Raw genomic sequence first — 18,756 nt, forward strand, 5'->3', positions numbered from 1 at the left:
GTCACTCGGCGAGCTGCTCGCGCACGCGCGTGAGCAGGTCCTCCCAGGCATCCGCGAACTTCGCGATCCCCTCGTCCTCGAGGCGCGCGGTGACGTCGGCGAGGTCGATGCCGGCCTCGGCAAGCCGCTCGAACGTCGCGCGGGCCTCGTCCGCGGTGCCGGTCATGGTGTCCCACGAGGACGGCTCGTCCGGCACCACCCCGTGGTCGGCGAACGCGTCGATGGTGGACTCCGGCATGGTGTTGACGGTGCCGGCGGCGACGAGTTCATCGACGTACATCGTGTCCGGGTAGGCGTCGTCCTTGACCGACGTGGAGGCCCACAGGGGTCGCTGCGGGTGGGCGCCTGCCGCGGCGAGCGCTGCCCACCTCTCGGAGCCCAGGACCTCCTGGTGGTGCGCGAAGGCGAGGCGCGCGTTCGCGATCGCGGCGGTGCCGCGCAGGGGCGAGTCTGGCGCGCCAGTGTCGAGGCGCTTGTCGACCTCCGAGTCGACGCGCGAGATGAAGAACGACGCCACCGAGCCGATGCCGGACACGTCGCGGCCGGCGTCGCGGGCGTCCTCGAGGCCCGCGAGGAACGCGTCCACCACCTCGCGATAGCGCTCAAGGGAGAAGATGAGGGTGACGTTGATCGAGATCCCCTCCCCGATCGCCGCCCGGATGGCCGGCAGCCCCTCGACGGTGGCGGGAATCTTGATCATCACGTTGGGGCGATCCACGAGCCACCACAACTGCCTTGCCTCGGCGAGGGTCGCGTCCGTGTCGCGGGCGAACCGGGGGTCGACCTCAATCGAGACCCTGCCGTCCACGCCGCCCGTCTCCTCCCACACCGGTCGCAACACGTCGCACGCCTCGCGGACATCGGCCGTCGTGATCATCCGCACGGCTTCCTCGACACCGACGCCCCGGGTCGCGAGCTGTGCCACCTGGTCGTCGTACTGGTCCGAGCCGGACACGGCGGCGGAAAAGATCGAGGGGTTGGTCGTGACGCCGACGATGGATCGCTCGGCGACGTCGCGGGCGAGGGAGCCAGAGCGCAGGCGCTCGCGGCTGAGGTCATCGAGCCAGATCGACACTCCTGCGCTCGACAGGGCGGCCAGCGGCTGGGCGGACACGGTGGTGGTCATCAGGGGGGACTCCTTGCCTCGTTGCTTGTCACGCGGACCCTCGCGTCAACGGGGGCGCTCGCGCCGGGATTCCCCCGCCAGCCTAGGGAGGGGCCGATGCCGGCGCCCGGTCGGGCGGCTAGCCGTCACCCGTCGTTCATCCGCGGCGGGAGGCTCGCCGGGCCCGTGCGGTACCCACGCGGCCCGCGACGGTCGTAGGGTGACAGGAGAGTCATCCCTGCTTGACACCCCATCGACGCTTGGAGAGACATGCCCGGTGCAGCACCAGGAACCCCGTCGGACGCCCTCGTGTTCTTCGGCGCGAGCGGTGACCTCGCCCGCAAATCGATCTTCCCGTCGCTGTACCGCATGGTGAGGTCCGGCACCCTCGCGGTCCCGGTCATCGGCGTCGCGTTCTCGCAGTGGACCCTCGAGGACCTGCGCGACCGCGCCCGCGAGGCCGTGGCCGCGAAGCACGGGGACGACGTCGACGAGGACGCGATGGCCACTCTCCTCGCGCTGCTGCGCTACGTGGACGGCGACTACCAGGACCCCGCCACCTTCTCCGCGCTCAAGGAGGCGCTCGGGCAGTGCGTCCGCCCCACGCACTACCTCGCGATCCCTCCCGTCCTGTTCGGCACGGTGGTGCAGGGCCTCAAGGCGGTGGGCCTGCACGAGGACGCGCGCGTGGTGGTGGAGAAGCCGTTCGGTCGCGACCTCGCGAGCGCGAAGGAGCTCAACGCGGTCATCACTGACGCCTTCGATGAGGACGCGATCTTCCGCATCGACCACTTCCTGGGCAAGGAGGAGATCATGAATCTCCTCTACTTCAGGTTCGCCAACGCGATGTTCGAACCCATCTGGAACCGCAACTACATCAAGTCGGTTCAGGTCACCCTTGCCGAGGACTTCGGGGTGCGCGGGCGCGGGTCCTTTTATGAGTCGGCGGGCGCGCTGCGCGACGTGGTCGAGAATCACCTGTTCCAGATCGTCGCCCTCCTGACCATGGAGGCGCCCACCTATCAGGGCTACGGCGCCGTGCAGGCCGCCAAGGCAAACGTCTTCAAGGCCATGCGTCCGCTCACGCGTCAGGATTACGTGCGAGGGCAGTTCGTCGGCTACCGCGACGAGGAGGGCGTCGCCGCCGGCTCCGATGTCGAGACCTACGCGGCGGTGCGCCTCCACATCGACTCGTGGAGGTGGGCGGGGGTGCCCTTCTATCTACGCACGGGCAAGCACCTCGCCGTGTCCGCGGGCGAGGTGGTGGTCGACTTCAAGCGGCCCCCGCAGGCGCTCTTCGACGACGCCCAAGACCCCGACCAGCACCCCAACCGCCTGCGGTTCCGGCTCTCCCCCGAGGGGGAGATCGGCCTGTCGGTGCGCGTCAAGCGTCCCGGCGAGGAGTTCGTGGGACACGAACAGGAGCTGCTGCTGCCCACGGAGAGCCCCCTCGAGCGAGAGCCCTACGAGAGGCTGCTCGCCGACGCCCTGCACGGCGACAGCGCCCTGTTCACGCACGAGGACTCGGTCGAGGCAGCGTGGAACGTCGTCGACTCCGTCCTGCATGACCATTCCCCGGCCATCCCCTACAAGCCGGGCTCGTGGGGACCCGAGGAGGCGGCCGGCCGGCTCATCGGCCACGACGGCCCCTGGCATCAGCCCACCGTCAGGCCCGACCACGGCGGCCACTGACGGCTCACGCCGGCACCCGGCCGCGGCATCGGCCACCCCCACACCACCGAAGGAGACGCAGATGACCACCACGACCCCGATGCAGCTGGGAATGATCGGCCTGGGACGCATGGGAGCCGGCCTCAGCCGGCGCCTCATGCGCGACGGCCACACCGTCGCGGTCCATGATGTCTCGCCCGACGCGATCGACGCGCTCGCTGCCGACGGCGCTGTACCCGTCCGCGAGCTCGCGGGGTTCGTCGAGGCGCTCGAGGCGCCCCGCGCCATCTGGGTGATGGTGCCAGCCGGCCGCATCACCCAGTCCGTCATCGACTCGCTCGCCGAGGTGCTCGAGCCCGGGGACACGATCATCGACGGCGGCAATAGCTACTACCGGGACGACCTCGCCCATGCCGCCAGCCTCGGGGAGCGCGGCATCCACCACGTGGACTGCGGTACCTCGGGCGGCGTGTGGGGCCTCGAGCGCGGCTTCTGCCTCATGGTGGGGGGCGAGAAGGACGTCGTGGACCGCCTCGCGCCCATCTGGGACACCATCTCCCCCGGCGTCGACGCCGCGGAGCGCACCCCCGGCCGGACGGGCGAGCCGACGGCCGCCGAGCGCGGCTGGCTGCACTGCGGACCCAACGGCGCTGGGCACTTCGTGAAGATGGTGCACAACGGCATCGAATACGGGCTCATGGCCGCCTACGCGGAGGGCCTCAACGTGCTGCGCAACGCGAACATCGGCGCGCGCGAGCAGGTGCACGACGCGGAGACTGCCCCCATGGCCCACCCCGAGTTCTACCGCTACGACATCCCGGTGGACGACGTGGCGGAGGTGTGGCGGCGCGGCTCCGTCGTGGGCTCGTGGCTGCTCGACCTGACGGCCGAGGCGCTGCACCGCGACCCCGACCTGGAGGGGTTCTCCGGGCACGTGTCCGACTCCGGCGAGGGCCGCTGGACCTCCATCGCCGCGATCGACGAGGGGGTCCCCACGCCCGTCCTCACCACGGCGTTGTACTCGCGGTTCGCGTCGCGTGACCTCGATATCTACGCGGAGAAGGTGCTGTCCGCCATGCGCAAGGGCTTCGGCGGCCACGAGGAGAAGCCCACCGGGGAGTGAGGGCTCAGGCGCCGGTCCTCGGCTCGAGGGCGGCGACGAGCGCCTCCTCGTCGGCCACGCCCAGGTAGACCTCTGCGCCGTCGCGCAGGGTCAGGGCCACGGCCGAGTCGCCGGTCGTCGTGTACGCGCGAGCGTTGCCGCGTGTGAGGCTCCACCTCAGGCCCCAGCCGCCGAAGTCGCGCATCGGCCGGTAGCGGCGCCGCTCGACGGCGACGATGTCCTCGTAGGGCACTGTCCTCACGGCGAGGCCCGCGAGCCTTACGGCGACGCCCTGGGGCGCGGTCTCGATCACCATCGGGATGAAGAGCGCGGCGACCAGGATCGCGAGGGACGGCCATGCCACCCACGGCGCCTCGGTCCACGCCCCGCCGACGGTGAAGACGGCGACGCACACCGCGAGGCAGGCTCCGAGCGCGATCGCCGCGAAGGTGTTCTGGAACGACCACTGGCGCGAACGGTAGGACTGCATGCCGTCCACCCTGGCACGGTCTCTCCGGCGACGAAATCCGCCACGGGAAGGAACATCCCGGAGGGGCGCCGGGTTGTCGGTGGCGACCCTCACCGTCGACCGTCCAGGAGGATTCCATGAGTTTCGACCAGCTCACCTTCGACAACCCCGCCGAGCGCTTCTCCCACATCGCGCCCCAGGCGCAGCACCAGTCGTTCCCCGGTTCCGACGCGGAGCTCACGCCGCCCGCCGACCACGGCGAGACCAGTTACCGCGGGACCGGGCGGCTGACGGGACGCAAGGCGCTCATCACGGGCGGCGACTCGGGCATCGGCGCCGCCGTTGCGATCGCCTTCGCCCGCGAGGGCGCCGACGTCGCCATCACCTATCTCGATGCCGAACGGGCCGATGCCGAGCGCATCGGCGGCCTCATCGAGTCCGAGGGCCGCAAGGCCATCCTCATCCCCGGCGACCTGCGCCAACGAGACTTCTGCCGGCTCCTGGTCGCCCAGACGGTCGAGGGCCTCGGTGGTCTCGACATCCTCGTCAACAACGCAGGCAACCAGGTGTATCAGAAGGACTTCCGCGAGTTCGATGAGGAGGAACTCGAGAAGACCCTACGCACCAATATCGACGCGATGTTCTGGCTCACCAAGGACGCCCTGGCCCACATGGGCCCTGGCTCGACCATCATCAACACGACGTCGGTGCAGGCCTACAAGCCGTCGCCCATCCTCGTCGACTACGCGTCCACCAAGTTCGCCATCAATGGCTTCACCAAGGGGCTCGCGATGCAGCTCGCGGGCGAGGGCATCCGCGTCAATGCTGTCGCTCCCGGCCCCATCTGGACCCCGCTCCAGGTGACGGAGGGCCAGCCCCCGGAGAAGATCGAGTCGTTCGGGGACAACACCGCGCTGGGGCGCATGGGGCAGCCGGTCGAACTCGCCCCCGCATACGTCTTCCTCGCTTCCCCGGAGTCCAGCTATGTGGTGGGCGAGACGATCAACGTCAACGGCGGACTGCCCACGCCGTAGCGGTTAGCCGCCGGCTTGCAGCGCCACCCACGCGAGGCCTGCGAGGCCGACCGCCAGGGTGAACCCCGCGAGGGCCCCGATGCGAATCCCCGGGCGAGCGATGCCGCCCGGGGATTCGCCGCGTGAGGCTCGCTTCACGATGCGGAGGTAGGCGGCCGATGCGGAGGCGTGGACCGTGAGCGCGATCGCCACCCCGACGAGGCCCGCCACCACGACGGCGCCGCCGAACTCGCTCGTGAGCAGTCGCGCGGCGACCACCGCCCCGACCGCCACCCGCAGCGCCGTGCGGCGCCACGCGAGGACCGTCAGGGTGGCCGCGTCGACGGGGCCGGTGGGTTCGCGCGCGGGCGCGAGGCTCACGCGAGGACCGCCCCGACAAGCAGGATGCCGGTGGCGACGATGACACCGACGGTCAGATAGGGGCCGATGCGCAGGGGCGGCACAGTGCGCCCGGCGCGCATGTCGCGGTCGGTGGCCCGCCATCCGAGCCATGCCTGGGACCCGGCGAGGATGCCCAGCAGCACGAAGAGGCCGCCGGAGGCGAGCAACCAGCCACGGTGGACGGGCGGCGCGAGCGCGACGATCGCGGCCCCGGTGGCGGTGAGCGCGAGCGACGTGCGGATCCAGGCCAGAAAGGTGCGCTCGTTGGCGAGCGCCACCTGAGGGTTCACGGTCTCACTGTCGGTCACTGCCACCTCCGAGGATGTCGAGCTGCCAGGCACGACGCTACTCCCCCGGTGGCCGCGTGACCGGCGCGGGAGGGCGGTGGACGGCTCGCGCGGCACGGGGCGCCTCCGTGCCGCGTGAGCCGTCACGCCGCCCGACCCTGGACGGCGAGGCCCGCACGGGCGGCGCGCAGGCGCCGCACCGTGCGGTAGTAGGCGCGCCGTGCGCGCCTCGCGACCCGCTCCCGTCCGCTCAGCCGCGGATGGGCGTCGCGCTCGGCGACGCGGTCAGCGTGGAGCAGTTCGGGGTGGTTCGCGAGGTGCTGCGCGAGCAGCGCCATGGTCTCTACTGGGTACTGGTTCATGTCGATTCACCTCCCCTCGGTGTGAGCGAGGGGCACGTCCGGGCACGCGCCGCCGACGGGCGGCGCATGTCAGGTTGCGAGGGGCCGCATGGCCGAGCGATCAGGCGCGATGCGGTGAGGTTCCGCGTGACGTCAGACGGTCACGCAGGAGTCGAGAGGCGGGGCGTTCGTCGGCTCGCTCGCCTGAGGCGACCGGGGCCGGCGGCCGTGTCAGGCCGCGAACGGGGCGCGAGGGGCGCCGCGAAAGCCGCGGATCGGCTTTCGGGACGCCTTGCCCGAGGGCGCGGCGACACGGCGGGCGTCAAAGCCCTGGAAGATATCGGTGGTGATCATCGTGTCGCCTCCTCTCGAGTGAATCGAACCCGGCATTCGCCGAGCCCGCTCAACGTAGCATCGGCCCCGCGGGGCCACCAGAGCACTTTGCCGAACCGTGACACGATCCGGGAAAAACGGACAGGTGTGGGCGAACGCGCTACTGGCGCTCGGTGGCCGTGATGATCCCGGCGTAGGGTCCGTCGACCGGGCCTGGCTCGCCGTCGCCGTCGACCCACAGGCTCGAGATGTCGCCGTCGAGGTACAGGGCATCCTCGACGCCCAGCTCGTCGCTGAAGAGGCCCGCGAAGTCCCAGAAGTTGGTCAGGCTGAGCGAGATCGCGAGGTAGACCGTCTGACCGTCGGGGCTCACCCCGACGCCGTTGCGCACGGCGAGGTTGGCCGACCCCTCATTGAACTCGGGGTGGACCTCGCCGTCGAGGAGCAGGGCGGGCCCCGACTGCGTGGCCTGCGTGACCCCCGTCGCGTCGAATGCGTGCGACTCGACCACCTGCGCGGTGCCGTCGTCGTTCACCGCAAAGACCGCGTTGGGCAGGAGGTGGAAATTGCCGCCTCCCTCGCGCAGGTTGAGCCCGTGAAGCTCCTCGCCATCGGCGATCAGGAGTCCGCCGGGAGTGAGGTCGTCGCTAAAGATCCCCGCGTTCGTCGCGACCTCGATCTCCGGCTGCTGCTCGAGGAAATCCCTCAGCATGATCCCGTCCGCCTCGGGCCACTGCACGCGCACGTCCCAGTGCGCGAGCGGCAGGGTAACCACCCGGTACTTGTTGCCGGCGTGCTCCACCACGTCGCTGTCGACGGCCGATGCCGGCGTCGCCTCGTCCGACGCGGTCGCCGTGGGCGACTCCGGGTCGGCGGTGACGGTCACCACGCGTCGCGGGGTGTCCGTGGAGCATCCCGCGAGGAGGGTCGATGCGACGATGAGGGCCGCGCAGGCCAGCACGGGCGGGCGTGGACTCATGGCGCGAGTCTAGGCGGCGGCGCGCACGGCGCCGCACCGCCTACAGCTCGAGACGGATCTGCTCGGCGTCCAGCGCCTCGAGCGTGCCCGACAGCAGCGCGGAGGAGAAGATTCCCAGTCCTCGCGCGTCGATCAGGGCGTCACGCTTGGCCTCGATCACGCCGACGCGACCGCCCAGGGCGCCCTGTCCCCCGGCGCGCTCGACGGCGCCCTCGAGGAAGTCGTGGAGGGCCGCCCGCTCCTCGGCGGCGTCCTCGGCCGAGACTCCCCTCGACGGCTTAATCCAGTCGACCACCCAGCGCACGGTGCCGCCCTGGATCACGAGGGAGCCGACCGCGACGATGTACGCGATCAGCACGAGCAGGGCACGGTCGGGGGTGTCGGTCGGAAGGGTCTGCGCGGCTGCCACGGTGACCACGCCACGCATGCCTGCCCACACCATGACGGCCCCCTCGCGCGGTCCCAGCGGCGCCTTCACGAGGTAGCCGATGTCCGCCTCGGCCTTGGTGAGGTGCCGCGACACGTGGTCGTGGCTCACCTCGCCCTTGCGCAAGCGCCTGGCGCTCAGCGAGCCGACGTGCTGGGCGACCTCGTGGATCGCCTCGTGGTGTGTGTCGGGGTTATCCAAGCGCGTGCGCAGATCCGCCAGGCGCGGGCGCAACGCCGCGGCACGCCTGGCGCGTCGCGCCTGCGCGGCCAGCAGCGGCGCAATGAATAGTGCGCGGAGGATCAACACCAGCACGATGGTCGCCATCGCCGCGCCGAACGCGAACCCGACGCCCTCGTGGTTCTCCTGCACCTCGCGGACCACGGCAACGATCTCGAGGCCCACGATCAGGTAGACCACACCCTCGAGGATGAGCTCGATCGCGTGCCACGTCTGGGTGTCGGACTGGCGCACCTGCGGCGACAGCGCCTTAGCGGAGCCGTTGCCCGTGACGAGCCCACAGACGACGGCCGCGACGAGTCCGGAGGCTCCGACGGCCTCGGCGGGGATCGACGCGACGAAGGGCACCGCGAGCGTGAAGACGGTGTTGGCGGTGGTGTCCGGGATGCGGTTCGACACCCACAGGTTGAGGCGGCCCACGACGATGCCGATGATGACCGCCACGGTCATGGCGAGGATGAACTCCAGGGCGATGTCACCGACCGTCACGGCGGCTGCCGCTGCCGCTACGGCGCCGCGCAGCAGCACGAGAGCGCAGGCGTCGTTGAGGAGGCTCTCGCCCTCGAGCAGGCTCACCATGCGCGGCGAGACGCCGAGCCGCTTGATGATGGCCGTGGCGACAGGGTCGGAGGGAGACACGATGGCTCCGAGGGCGAAGGCCCACGCCCACGACAGGTCGTCGATGAGCCAGTGGAAGAACGCGCCGAGCACCAGCGTCGACAGGATCGTGAGGATCACCGACAGCCCCGAGATGGACCTGAACTCGCGCCGGAAGTCGGTCGCCGGGATCGAGGCACCGGCCGCGAACAGCAGCGGCGGCAGGACGCCGGCGAGGATGACCTCCGGGTCGACCTCTACCTCCGGCATGAACGGCAGCAGGGACGCCCCGAAGCCCAGGGCCACGAGGATCAGCGGCGCGGCGATGCCCACGCGCGGACTCACCGCCGTGGCGATGGCGATCGCGATGAGCGCGAATACGCCGATGACCAGGATCTCCACGCGATTCTCCGTTCCTCGCCTCTGCCAGCGGCTTCATCGTATCCACGCCCTGTCGTGAAGCGGTGGCGCGCCGCTACGATCGCGCCATGGACCTTGGGGGGATCCGCGCGAGTGACCGCGCCTACCTACTGAAGCACCCGACCGCGCCCCTTGCCGCCGGCCACGGCCGGCTGTGGGCGGTGGACACGGCAGTCGTGTCCGAGCATCGGCCGCCGGTGGGCGCCCACGTTCCTCCGCCGACGGACACGGATCCGAGTCCCGACCCCGTCCGCGTCGCGCGCCTGGTGCCGCTGTCGCGCCGCTCGCGCCGGTACGCGGGCAACACGCTGCGCGGGTGGGGCGTCGTGTGGCTCGTCGCGCTCGCCTGCGGCGGCTGGATCTGGGCCGACGACCCTGACTGGGTGGCGTTCGCGGCGGCGCTGTGCCTGGTGATGATGATCGTGCCCGGCTCCGTTCTTACCGCGAGCGCGAGGCGCGACACCGTCACCCTCCTGCCGCTCGAGGTGGCGCGCGACCGCGTCGATCGGGACGGGCTTCACACCCTCGAGGTGCGGGATGTCGACGGCTCGACCGTCTCCCTCGTCGCCACCGCGCCCCTTGCGACGGCGCTCTTGCTCAGCTCCGACCCGGACGCGGACCCGCTGATGCCGCTCACCATGACAGCCGACACGCTGAGCCTCACGGCCGCCGACCGGGCGCGCCCGCGCGACGAGGCCGAACTTCTCGCCGCTCCCGCGCTGGTCAACCCCGCGTTCCCGGCCGAGTTCTATGCGCCCGATGCCGTGGAAACGCTGGTCCACCGCGCCGCGCAGGTCGCCGGCGTGAGCGACGATGCGGTGCGGGCCAGGGCCGCCGCACAGGTGGAGCCGACCGACGGCGATGTCCTTGACTTGAACGAGGACATCGACGGAAGCCTCGACCTCCATACCCGGTCGTGGGCGGCGCAGTCGTGTGTCGCCGTGGCGGCCGCACCCTTCGTCGTCGCCGCCGCCGCGAGCATCCTGGCCGCCACGCTCACGCTGCCGTGGGCGTCCTAAGGCAGGACCTTGGGGCCGTTCCGAGCATCCCCGCGACGGGCGTAGTCTCGAATCACTCGAGACAAGGAGCAGCGATGACCACCGCACAGCAGTCCGCCGTGCGTGCTCACCTGAGCACGCGCACCCCCGTTCCGACGTTCAAGTCGGCCATGGGACGCGAGCGGGCGCCGATGCGAATGTGGGTCACGGGCTTCACCCAGCGGGGAATCATGGTGAGCGACGGCGAGGGCGCCGCCGTGTGGATCGTGGACGAGCGTTCCCGCCATGCCGTGGAGCAGGCGCTTAACGTGGGCATCAGCGCGCTCGACGTGCACGAGGACGGCACCGCCGTCATCGCGGGCACCGAGCTCAACATCGCGCCCTGGTAACCCTTCGAGCCGCCGCGGGGCCCTAGAACAGGGACTCCTGGAGCTCGACGAGGTTGCGGGACGCCCCCACGCCGTCAGCCTCCCGGTCGCCCGCCTTCGTGCGCCTCCACTCGCCGTCGGCGTCGCGCGCCTCGGCGCGCTTCACGGCGCCGTCCGACGAGCCCATCGAACCGGTGTTCGGGTCCTCGACGGCGCGTGCGAGGCCGTGGGCACGGATGAGGGGCTTGATCCGGTCGGCGAGCCAGCGCCGGTACTCCTTCGGCGCATAGGCGCCGTCGCCGTAGAGCTCGCGGTAGCGAGGCGTGAGGTCGGGCCGATGCGTGTTGAGCCAGCGCGCGTACCACTCCTTGACCCCGGGTCGCAGGTGCAGCGCGGTGTAGGTGACGGACGTGGCTCCCGCGGCCTTGATGCGGGCGAGGGCCGCGTCGAGGTGCTCCTCGGAGTCCGTGAGGAACGGGAGGATCGGCATCATGAAGACGGCGACGTCGAATCCGGTCTCCGCCGCGGCGGCCACGGTCGCGAGCCGTGCCGCCGCCGTCGGGGTGCCCGGCTCCATGGACTGCTGAATGTCGTCGTCGAGGATCGCGATCGACAGGGCGAGGTCGACGGGAACTGCGGTGGCGGCATCGGCCAACCGCGGAAGGTCCCGCCGCAGCAGGGAGCCCTTGGTGAGGATCGAGAACGGCGTGCCCGAGTCCGCGAGCGCGTCGATGATGCCCGGCATGAGGCGGTAGCGCCCCTCGGCGCGCTGATAGGGATCGGTGTTGGTGCCCAGCGCCACGTGCTCGCGCGTCCAGGAACGCTTCGCGAGGTCCTTGCGCAGCGCCTCGACGATGTTGACCTTGACGATGACCTGGCTATCGAAGTCCGCACCCTCGTCGAGCTCGAGGTAGCGGTGGCTCGGCCTGGCGAAGCAATAGACGCACGCGTGGCTGCATCCGCGATAGGGGTTGATGGTCCACGTGAACGGCACCGCGCTGGACTGGCCCACCTTGTTGAGCGCGCTCTTGGCGAGCACCTCGTGGAACGTCACGCCGGCGAACTCCGGGGTCGTGACGGACCTCACCAGGTTCGAGATGCGTGCCAGCCCGGGAAGCGCGTCGGCGCTCTCGGTCGCGATCTCCTGTGCCTCCCACCGCATTACCCGATTCGAACACATGTTCGAATCGAGATCAAGTGCGACACCGCGGGCCACGGGTCCCGCACCTGCCCCGACGCCACCGCGTAGGTTGAGGACGGGTCAAGAAAGGAGCCACGATGGCGATGGAGCCCGGCGAGATGCGCGCCCGCATGAGCGAGGCGCCCGTCGAGGACGACACGAGGACCGAGTACGACAAGCTGGCGGCCGACGAATGGTTCCGGTACCGGGCGGGGCCCGAGCTCGCGGACATGCAGAGGGCGACCCTCGCCCGGCTGCGCGAGCTGTCGGCGCTCTATTACGACGAGCCCGGCATCGCGACCCACATGCTCGAGGAGCTGCTGGGCGACTGCGGCCCCGGGCTCGACTTCCGGCCACCGATCTACTTCGAGTACAAGGAACGCGTGCGGATGGGCCGCGACGTCTTCATCAACGCGAACCTCATGATCGTGGGCTCGGGAGTCGTCACGATCGGCGACCATGCGCTCATCGGCCCCGACGCGCGGTTCTACACGGTCAATCACGCGTTCGACATCGAGACGCGGCGCGAGGGGTGGGAGCGGGCGTTCCCCATCACCCTTGAATCCGATGTGTGGCTCGGCGGCTCGGTCGTCATCTGCCCCGGGGTCACGGTGGGGCGCGGCTCTGTGGTCGCGGCCGGCGCGGTGGTGACGAAGGACGTGCCTCCCGGGGTGGTGGTCGCAGGCAATCCCGCCCGCATCGTGCGCCGTCTCGAGGATGCCAGCGACGGCGCTACCCCTCCCGAGCCGCCGTCAACGTAAAGGTCGGCTCGACGCCCTCGGGGACCACGACGAAGGCGACCAAGGCGACGAGGTCCGCCGCCAGTGGGTCCTCGAGGCTCCACGTCAGCGGCTCGCCGTCCGTCTCCGGCGCAATGTCGACCGTGCCTGCCTCGCACAGCCCGAACCCGTCGAGCGTCCAGCCGAAGTCCGAGAACGTGCCGATCCCACCGGTGCACGGCTCGAGCGTCCAGCCGTCCGCGTCCGAATTGCCCATGATCGCCTCCGGCGCGTCGAGCGTCACGACCACCGGCGCGACGTCGTCGGCGGAGTTGAGCGACCATCCGGCGTCGGCCGTCTCGGTCACGGACGGACCCTGGATCGTGACGACGTAGTAGTCCTGCGTCGGATCGTCGTCGTTGGGCTCGCGGGTGGCCACCATGCACAGGCTGATGTCCCCGGCGGCCGTCACGCTCTTCGCGAGCCAGGGGCGCGCGTCGGTCTGCTCCCAGGTGGCGCGGGCGCAGGCTTCCGTCCGTGGCTGCGCGGGGTCCACCGCGGCGAGCACGTCCCTGACGAGGTAGTCGGGCTCGGGCTCGGGCCCGTCCCACGCGTCCCGCGCGACGAACCAACCGCCCGCGGCAAGCACCGCGACCGATACCCATGCCAGCACCCTCATCGGCGCCTCCCCCTGTCGGCGGCCGCCCACGCGGCCTGCGCCGAGCATAGGGCGCAAGGGACTCTAGGAGTAGGGCTGGATCCGCCCGGCGTGCCGCGCCAGCGTCCCCAGCGCCTCGAGGTCGAGGGCGTCGACGTCGCGGAAGGTGAGGGCCGCCGCGCCCGCCTTCACGGCCCCGGGGGTCGCCGCCAGGCGACTCGCGTAGGAGCGCGACAGGTACTCGCGCCCCTCGGCGGCGTTCACGTACAGGCTGACGTGAGCCTTCTGGCGCGCGAGGCCCAGCAGGAACCAGGCGACCTCTCCCCCGCGCGGACGCGGCTGGACGGTGTCGCCGTACCCGACGATGGCCTGGGAGGTACCGCCCCAGAAGGTGCCGCGCCACAGCCGCCTTGTCGCGCCCGGAAGCGCGGCGGCGAGCACCGCGTCGACGGTGAGCAACGTCGCGTCGGCCCCGGCGGCATCGGCCGCGAGAAAGGCGTCCACGTCGTCGTCGGTGGGCAGGACGGGGTCAGAGGACACGGCTCAGTCCTCGACGGCGGGAAGCGCCCTGGCGCCGAAGTGCGCGTAGGCGCGGCCCGAGGCGATCCGGTAGAACGTGACCGGCGACCAGGCCTCTCCCCCGCGGAAGCGGATGGCGTAGACGGATCGCTCGGGCTCCACGGACACGACGACGAGGTCGTATTCCTGGACCGGTTCGGGATCGAGCTGCGCGAGGGCGCCCAGCATCGTGATGCGCAGCCGGGGGTGCGGACCATCCATGAACGCATCCAGTTGCAGCGCCGCGCCGCGGTAGGACCCCGACCAGTCGCCCAGGGGGCCGTCGATGGGCTCCTCCGGTGGCCCGAACGAGGCGGTGGCCTCGAGAGCGGCGACATCCGCGAACAGCTCCCTGAACAGGGTCTCGAAAAGGTCCTGCGCCTGGCCGCCGTTGGTGAGCAGCGTCACGGCGAGGCCCGCCTCGGGTAGCACGCGCAGGAAGGCGCTCTGGCCCACGGTGGCGCCATCGTGGCCGAGCAGGCGCGTGCCGTTCCAGTCGAAGCGAATCCAGCCCAGGCCCCACGAGTCGCCCAGCGAGTGGGGGTCGGGAAGGTCTACCTGGTGAGCCGCCATCGCAGTGGTGGACTCGGCGGTCAGCAGCCGCTCTCCCGCAGCGCCGAGACCCCCGTGAAGGTGTGCCTGGACGAACGCGAGGAGGTCGCGCGCGGTCGCGTTGACGAGTCCGGCCGGCCCCACCGAGCGCGGCATCGCCCACACGGGCGCCGGCACGGGATGCGGCAGGCCCACCACGTGTCCCAGCGCCGTGTCGTGCAGCAGCGCCTCCTCCGGAAGGGTCGAGGTGCGGCTGAGGCCCAGACGGGCCACGATGCGCTCGCGGATGGCCGCGTCCCAGGTCCCGCCGGTGACGCGCTCGATCACGCGGCCCAGCAGGATGTACCCGGAGTTCGAGTACGACCACGTCTCCCCCAGCGGGTGAGCCTGGTCGACGGCGTGGAGGCATTCGGCGTAGCGCTCGAGGGCGTCGTCCCCGCGGCCGGTATCCACGAACACGTCGCCGTCGATCCCGTTCGTGTGGGTGAGCAAGTGGCGCACGGTCATCGCCTCGCGGGTGGCCTTGTCCTTCAGCGTGAGCTCGGGCAGCACCTCAGCCACGCGGGTGTCGAGATCGAGAGCGCCCTCGTCGACGAGCTGCATCGCGAGGGTCGCGGTCCACACCTTAGTGATCGAACCGATCTGGAAAACAGTGGCATCGGTCACCGGCTGGCCCGTCTCGGTGCGGGTGACTCCGTGCGTCAGGATGTCGATCTCGTCAGCGCTCGAGTCGTCGACCCCGACGGCCGCGCGCAGCACCCCGAGCTGAGCGCCGGGGACCCCGAACCGTTCCGCGAGCGCCTCGAGGCGCGTCTGCCAGTGAGCGGTGTCGAGCGTCAGGTCCGTCATGCGCTGCTCCGTTCGTGCGGGGTCGTGTCCCATCCTCACCGAGTGCGCCGTGTTTGCCAAACGTCATCCGCGCGAATGACTGTGAAGTGCCGAGCTGCTGCCGTAGAATCCCCGCATGCCCGACGGCCATAGTCCGAAGCGCCGGCCCATCGCCCCCGAGCGAGCGCCGGCGCCTGCCCCCGTCCCTTCCACGAGCATCGGCCCGCTGTCATGACCGAAGCCTGGCTCTTGCTTGGACTCGTGATCGTGCTGATCGGCGCCAACGCGCTGTTCGTCGCCGCCGAGTTCGCCTTTATGACGGTCGACCGCCCGAGCGTCGACCGTGCCGCCGCGAGCGGTGACCGGCGCGCCCGGTCGCTCAAGGCGGCCATCACCACCCTGTCGACTGAACTCTCTGGCGCCCAGCTGGGCATCACGGTGACGAGCCTCCTTGTCGGCTACATCGCGGAGCCCTCGATCGCCACACTGCTCGAGCCCGGGCTCGAGGCGGTGGGCCTTCCCGAGGGCACGTCGATGGGAGTGGCCATCACCGCCGCCTTCATCATCGCGACCGCCTCGCAGATGGTGTTCGGCGAGCTGGTGCCCAAGAACTGGGCGATCGCGGAGCCCATGCGCATCGGCCGCGCCATCGCCGGCGCCAACCGCGGCTTCACGTGGTTCATGGGCCCGCTCATCCGCTTCCTCAACGGCTCCGCCAACTGGGTGGTGCGCCGCCTGGGCGTCGAGCCCCGCGAGGAGCTCGCGTCTGCCAGGAGCGCCGAGGAGTTTGAGGCGATCGCCGCCCGCTCGGCAGCCCAGGGCACCCTCGACCCGCGCGTGGCGACCCGCCTGGGCCGCGCCGCCGAGATGCGCGAGCGCACCGCATCGGACGCCATGACGCCGCGCACGCGCGTCGACTTCATCGCGGCCGATGCGACGGCGGCAGAGGTGCTGAGCCTCGCTTCCCGCACGGGCCACGCCCGCTTCCCCGTCACCGGCGAGGACGTCGACGACATCGTGGGCGTCGCCCACTTCAAGCGGGCGCTCGCGGTGCCGGCGCGCCAGCGCGCCACCACGCCCGTCACCGACATCTGCATGCCCATCGACTCCGTGCCGTCGACGATGCCGCTCGCCGCGGTGCTCGAGGCACTGCGCTCGGGCTCGCAGGTCGCCGTCGTGGTCGACGAGTACGGCGGCACCGACGGCATCGTCACCCTCGAGGACCTCGTCGAGGAGATCGTCGGCGAGATCGAGGACGAGCAGGACCGCCCCGTGTCGCGCTACCGCAAGATCGGCGACGACCGCTGGTCCCTGTCGGGGCTCCTGCGCCCCGACGAGGCCGGCGACGCGCTTCAGCTCGACCTTCCCGAGGCCCAGGAGTCGGACACGCTCGGCGGCTTCCTCACCGAGCAGCTCGAGCGCTTCCCCGTGACCGGCGACACCGTCGAGGTGGCCGCCATGAACGAGGGCGACCTCGACGAGGACGACCTCCCCACGCCGGTGCGCGTGCGCATGACCGTCACCCGCGTCGATGGACACCGCGTGGATCGCGTGATGCTCGAGGTGCTGCCACCCGTCGACGAGGACGCCGCCAGGAAGGAGGCCGCCGATGTCTGACGGACTCGCCATCGGACTCACCGTCCTGCTGCTGCTCGGCAACGCGTTCTTCGTGGGCGCCGAGTTTGCGCTCGTCTCCGCGCGCCGCAGCCAGATCGAGCCGCGCGCCGCCGCTGGCTCGTGGAGCGCGCGGATCACCGTGCGCGCCATGGAGCGCGTCTCCCTCATGATGGCCGGCGCCCAGCTGGGCATCACTGCCTGTTCGCTGGGCCTGGGCGCGCTCGGCGAGCCCGCCGTCGCGCACCAGCTCGAGAAGCCGCTGGGCGCCATCGGCATCGAGGGCGCGTGGCTGCACGGCATCGCGTTCGCCATCGCCCTGCTCATCGTCGTGTTCCTGCACATGGTGCTGGGCGAGATGGTGCCCAAGAACCTCGCGATCGCCGGCCCGGAGCGCTCGGCTCTCGCGCTTGGCCCGCTGCTGTACGGCATCGTGTGGATCCTCAAGCCCGTCATCGTGACCCTGAACTGGATCGCGAACATCGTGCTGCGCGCGCTGCGCGTGGACCCGCGCGACGAGGTCGAGTCGGCCTTCGACGCCGATCAGGTCGCCGCCTTCGTGGCGGAGTCGCGCGAGGAGGGGCTGCTGGACGAGGAGGAGCACCTGGTGCTCTCCGGCTCGCTCACGCTGTCCTTCGAGACGGTGCGCGACGTGCTCACGCCGTTGGACACGCTCGAGGTGTTGCCGGCGGACGTCACGCCTCAGCGCGCGGTCAAGACGTCGCTGCGCACCGGGTTCTCCCGTTTCCCGCTCGTGGACGACGAGGGTCACTACGTGGGCTACCTGCACCTGAAGGACTTCGTGGATCCGCCGCGCGGCACCGCCACGAAGCCCATCCCCGACGACGCGGTGCGACCGCTCACCTGGGTGACGGCCGATGCCTCGCTCGAGCGGGCGCTCACCGCCATGCAGGCGCGTGGCACGCACATCGCGCTCGTGAAGGAGCCGGGCACTGACGACGTCATCGGCGCCGCCATGCTCGAGGACGTCATCGAGCGCCTGGTGGGCGAGGTCGTGGACGCCGGCCAGATGGTGGACGAGCAGACCCAGCCCTGACGCACCGGTCCGCACACACGACTGTGGCCCGGCACCCTCACGGGGTGCCGGGCCACTAGCGTCTGTCGAACAATTACAGGACGTGCGAGAGGAACTCCTGGGTGCGCGCCTCGCGGGGCGCATCGAGCACCTCGGCCGCCGTGCCCTCCTCGACCACCACTCCCTCATCCATGAACACCACGTGGTCCGCCACCTCACGCGCGAAGCCGATCTCGTGGGTGACGACGATCATCGTCATGCCGGCCGCGGCGAGGTCCTTCATCACGGCGAGCACCTCCCCCACCAGCTCGGGGTCGAGCGCGGAGGTCGGCTCGTCGAACAGCATGATCTCCGGCTCCATCGCGAGGGCGCGCGCGATCGCCACGCGCTGCTGCTGGCCGCCAGAGAGCTGCGCCGGGTAGTGATCCATGCGGTCGGCGAGCCCCACCCTGGCGAGTAGTTCCTCGGCCTTCGCGCGGGCATCGGCCTTGCGCACCCGCTTGACCTGCTGCGGCGCCTCCATGACGTTCTCGAGGGCCGTCATGTGCGGGAACAGGTGGAAGCGCTGGAACACCATGCCCACGCGCGAGCGCTGGCGCGCGATCTCGCGCGGGTGGAGGCGGTGAAGCGTGGTCTCGTCGCCCTTGGTCACCTCGCGGTAGCCGAGTAGTTCGCCGTCGAGGCGCACCGATCCGCCGGTCAGCTCCTCGAGCTCGTTGACGCAGCGCAGCAGGGTGGACTTTCCCGAGCCCGACGGGCCGAGCACCACGCAGACCTCGCCGCGCTGCACGGTGAGGTCCACTCCCTTGAGCACGTGAAGGGTGTCGAACATCTTGTGCGCGGCGCGCACCTCGACCAT

21 protein-coding genes are annotated in these 18,756 nt (G+C 70.9%); 8 read left to right on the plus strand and 13 right to left on the minus strand.

Annotation, left to right across the window (positions count from 1 at the left end; all coding sequences use genetic code 11):
* Window position 1 precedes the first annotated feature (1 nt).
* A complete protein-coding gene (gene tal, locus B7K26_RS00100) occupies window positions 2-1,126 on the minus strand; it encodes a transaldolase (protein WP_084076669.1) in 1,125 nt (374 codons plus the stop codon).
* Between the two features lie 249 nt (window positions 1,127-1,375).
* Here tal and zwf point away from each other — a divergent pair, with 249 nt between their 5' ends.
* Both zwf and gnd read left to right on the plus strand, forming a co-directional pair.
* Window positions 1,376-2,797: a glucose-6-phosphate dehydrogenase gene (gene zwf, locus B7K26_RS00105; protein WP_084076670.1), complete on the plus strand. Its 1,422-nt coding sequence runs from the start codon at window positions 1,376-1,378 to the stop codon at window positions 2,795-2,797.
* 61 nt (window positions 2,798-2,858) lie between these two features.
* Entirely contained in the window at window positions 2,859-3,899 is a 1,041-nt protein-coding gene (gene gnd / locus B7K26_RS00110; protein WP_307188071.1) for a phosphogluconate dehydrogenase (NAD(+)-dependent, decarboxylating), read from the plus strand.
* Between the two features lie 4 nt (window positions 3,900-3,903).
* Here gnd and B7K26_RS12885 read toward each other — a convergent pair whose 3' ends face one another.
* Window positions 3,904-4,368 carry a hypothetical protein gene (locus B7K26_RS12885; protein ID WP_084076671.1) on the minus strand — a complete coding sequence of 155 codons (465 nt, stop codon included), beginning with the start codon at window positions 4,366-4,368 and terminating at the stop codon, window positions 3,904-3,906.
* Between the two features lie 116 nt (window positions 4,369-4,484).
* Here B7K26_RS12885 and B7K26_RS00120 point away from each other — a divergent pair, with 116 nt between their 5' ends.
* A complete protein-coding gene (locus B7K26_RS00120) occupies window positions 4,485-5,381 on the plus strand; it encodes an SDR family oxidoreductase (protein ID WP_084076672.1) in 897 nt (298 codons plus the stop codon).
* 3 nt (window positions 5,382-5,384) lie between these two features.
* Here B7K26_RS00120 and B7K26_RS00125 read toward each other — a convergent pair whose 3' ends face one another.
* The 6 genes from B7K26_RS00125 to B7K26_RS00145 all read right to left on the minus strand — a co-directional run bounded on the left by B7K26_RS00125 (window position 5,385) and on the right by B7K26_RS00145 (window position 9,368).
* Window positions 5,385-5,741, minus strand: a complete 357-nt coding sequence (locus B7K26_RS00125; protein WP_084076673.1) for a hypothetical protein — start codon at window positions 5,739-5,741, stop codon at window positions 5,385-5,387.
* On the minus strand, window positions 5,738-6,070 hold the full coding sequence (locus tag B7K26_RS00130; RefSeq protein ID WP_159449553.1) for a YidH family protein: 333 nt from the start codon (window positions 6,068-6,070) through the stop codon (window positions 5,738-5,740). The genes B7K26_RS00125 and B7K26_RS00130 overlap by 4 nt, the downstream gene beginning before the upstream one ends.
* A gap of 122 nt (window positions 6,071-6,192) precedes the next feature.
* Complete coding sequence (locus B7K26_RS00135; protein ID WP_143340382.1) at window positions 6,193-6,411, minus strand: hypothetical protein; 219 nt, start codon at window positions 6,409-6,411, stop codon at window positions 6,193-6,195.
* 210 nt (window positions 6,412-6,621) lie between these two features.
* Window positions 6,622-6,744, minus strand: coding sequence for a hypothetical protein (locus B7K26_RS13145; protein ID WP_255376037.1), 123 nt, complete (start codon window positions 6,742-6,744; stop codon window positions 6,622-6,624).
* A 139-nt stretch (window positions 6,745-6,883) separates the two neighbouring features.
* The gene (locus B7K26_RS00140) at window positions 6,884-7,702 is read right to left on the minus strand and encodes a phosphodiester glycosidase family protein (RefSeq protein ID WP_084076676.1); all 819 of its coding nucleotides are present in this window, start codon (window positions 7,700-7,702) and stop codon (window positions 6,884-6,886) included.
* Between the two features lie 40 nt (window positions 7,703-7,742).
* Window positions 7,743-9,368 carry a sodium:proton antiporter gene (locus B7K26_RS00145; RefSeq protein ID WP_084076677.1) on the minus strand — a complete coding sequence of 542 codons (1,626 nt, stop codon included), beginning with the start codon at window positions 9,366-9,368 and terminating at the stop codon, window positions 7,743-7,745.
* Between the two features lie 86 nt (window positions 9,369-9,454).
* Here B7K26_RS00145 and B7K26_RS00150 point away from each other — a divergent pair, with 86 nt between their 5' ends.
* The gene (locus B7K26_RS00150) at window positions 9,455-10,405 is read left to right on the plus strand and encodes a hypothetical protein (protein ID WP_143340383.1); all 951 of its coding nucleotides are present in this window, start codon (window positions 9,455-9,457) and stop codon (window positions 10,403-10,405) included.
* A gap of 74 nt (window positions 10,406-10,479) precedes the next feature.
* Window positions 10,480-10,773: a hypothetical protein gene (locus B7K26_RS00155; protein WP_084076679.1), complete on the plus strand. Its 294-nt coding sequence runs from the start codon at window positions 10,480-10,482 to the stop codon at window positions 10,771-10,773.
* A 22-nt stretch (window positions 10,774-10,795) separates the two neighbouring features.
* On the opposite strand, the gene B7K26_RS00160 is transcribed toward B7K26_RS00155, so the two are convergent.
* Window positions 10,796-11,914, minus strand: coding sequence for an Rv2578c family radical SAM protein (locus tag B7K26_RS00160; protein WP_084076680.1), 1,119 nt, complete (start codon window positions 11,912-11,914; stop codon window positions 10,796-10,798).
* Between the two features lie 116 nt (window positions 11,915-12,030).
* Between B7K26_RS00160 and B7K26_RS00165 the strand changes: the two genes are divergently transcribed.
* Window positions 12,031-12,693 (plus strand): sugar O-acetyltransferase, encoded by a 663-nt coding sequence (locus B7K26_RS00165; protein WP_234998634.1) that lies wholly within the window; start codon window positions 12,031-12,033, stop codon window positions 12,691-12,693.
* Here the strand turns inward: B7K26_RS00165 and B7K26_RS00170 are convergent.
* The 3 genes from B7K26_RS00170 to B7K26_RS00180 all read right to left on the minus strand — a co-directional run bounded on the left by B7K26_RS00170 (window position 12,665) and on the right by B7K26_RS00180 (window position 15,268).
* The gene (locus tag B7K26_RS00170) at window positions 12,665-13,330 is read right to left on the minus strand and encodes a hypothetical protein (protein WP_084076681.1); all 666 of its coding nucleotides are present in this window, start codon (window positions 13,328-13,330) and stop codon (window positions 12,665-12,667) included. The genes B7K26_RS00165 and B7K26_RS00170 overlap by 29 nt on opposite strands.
* A gap of 63 nt (window positions 13,331-13,393) precedes the next feature.
* Window positions 13,394-13,849, minus strand: coding sequence for a DUF1801 domain-containing protein (locus tag B7K26_RS00175; RefSeq protein WP_084076682.1), 456 nt, complete (start codon window positions 13,847-13,849; stop codon window positions 13,394-13,396).
* A gap of 3 nt (window positions 13,850-13,852) precedes the next feature.
* Window positions 13,853-15,268, minus strand: a complete 1,416-nt coding sequence (locus tag B7K26_RS00180) for a serine hydrolase (RefSeq protein WP_200810899.1) — start codon at window positions 15,266-15,268, stop codon at window positions 13,853-13,855.
* A gap of 210 nt (window positions 15,269-15,478) precedes the next feature.
* Between B7K26_RS00180 and B7K26_RS00185 the strand changes: the two genes are divergently transcribed.
* Both B7K26_RS00185 and B7K26_RS00190 read left to right on the plus strand, forming a co-directional pair.
* Window positions 15,479-16,864: a hemolysin family protein gene (locus tag B7K26_RS00185; protein WP_084076683.1), complete on the plus strand. Its 1,386-nt coding sequence runs from the start codon at window positions 15,479-15,481 to the stop codon at window positions 16,862-16,864.
* Complete coding sequence (locus tag B7K26_RS00190; RefSeq protein ID WP_084076684.1) at window positions 16,857-17,918, plus strand: hemolysin family protein; 1,062 nt, start codon at window positions 16,857-16,859, stop codon at window positions 17,916-17,918. The genes B7K26_RS00185 and B7K26_RS00190 overlap by 8 nt, the downstream gene beginning before the upstream one ends.
* A 73-nt stretch (window positions 17,919-17,991) precedes the next feature.
* Here the strand turns inward: B7K26_RS00190 and B7K26_RS00195 are convergent, their stop codons facing one another.
* The gene (locus tag B7K26_RS00195; protein WP_084076685.1) at window positions 17,992-18,756 is read right to left on the minus strand and encodes an amino acid ABC transporter ATP-binding protein; all 765 of its coding nucleotides are present in this window, start codon (window positions 18,754-18,756) and stop codon (window positions 17,992-17,994) included.

The organism is Demequina sp. NBRC 110057 (assembly GCF_002090175.1).
GTDB lineage: Bacteria > Actinomycetota > Actinomycetes > Actinomycetales > Demequinaceae > Demequina.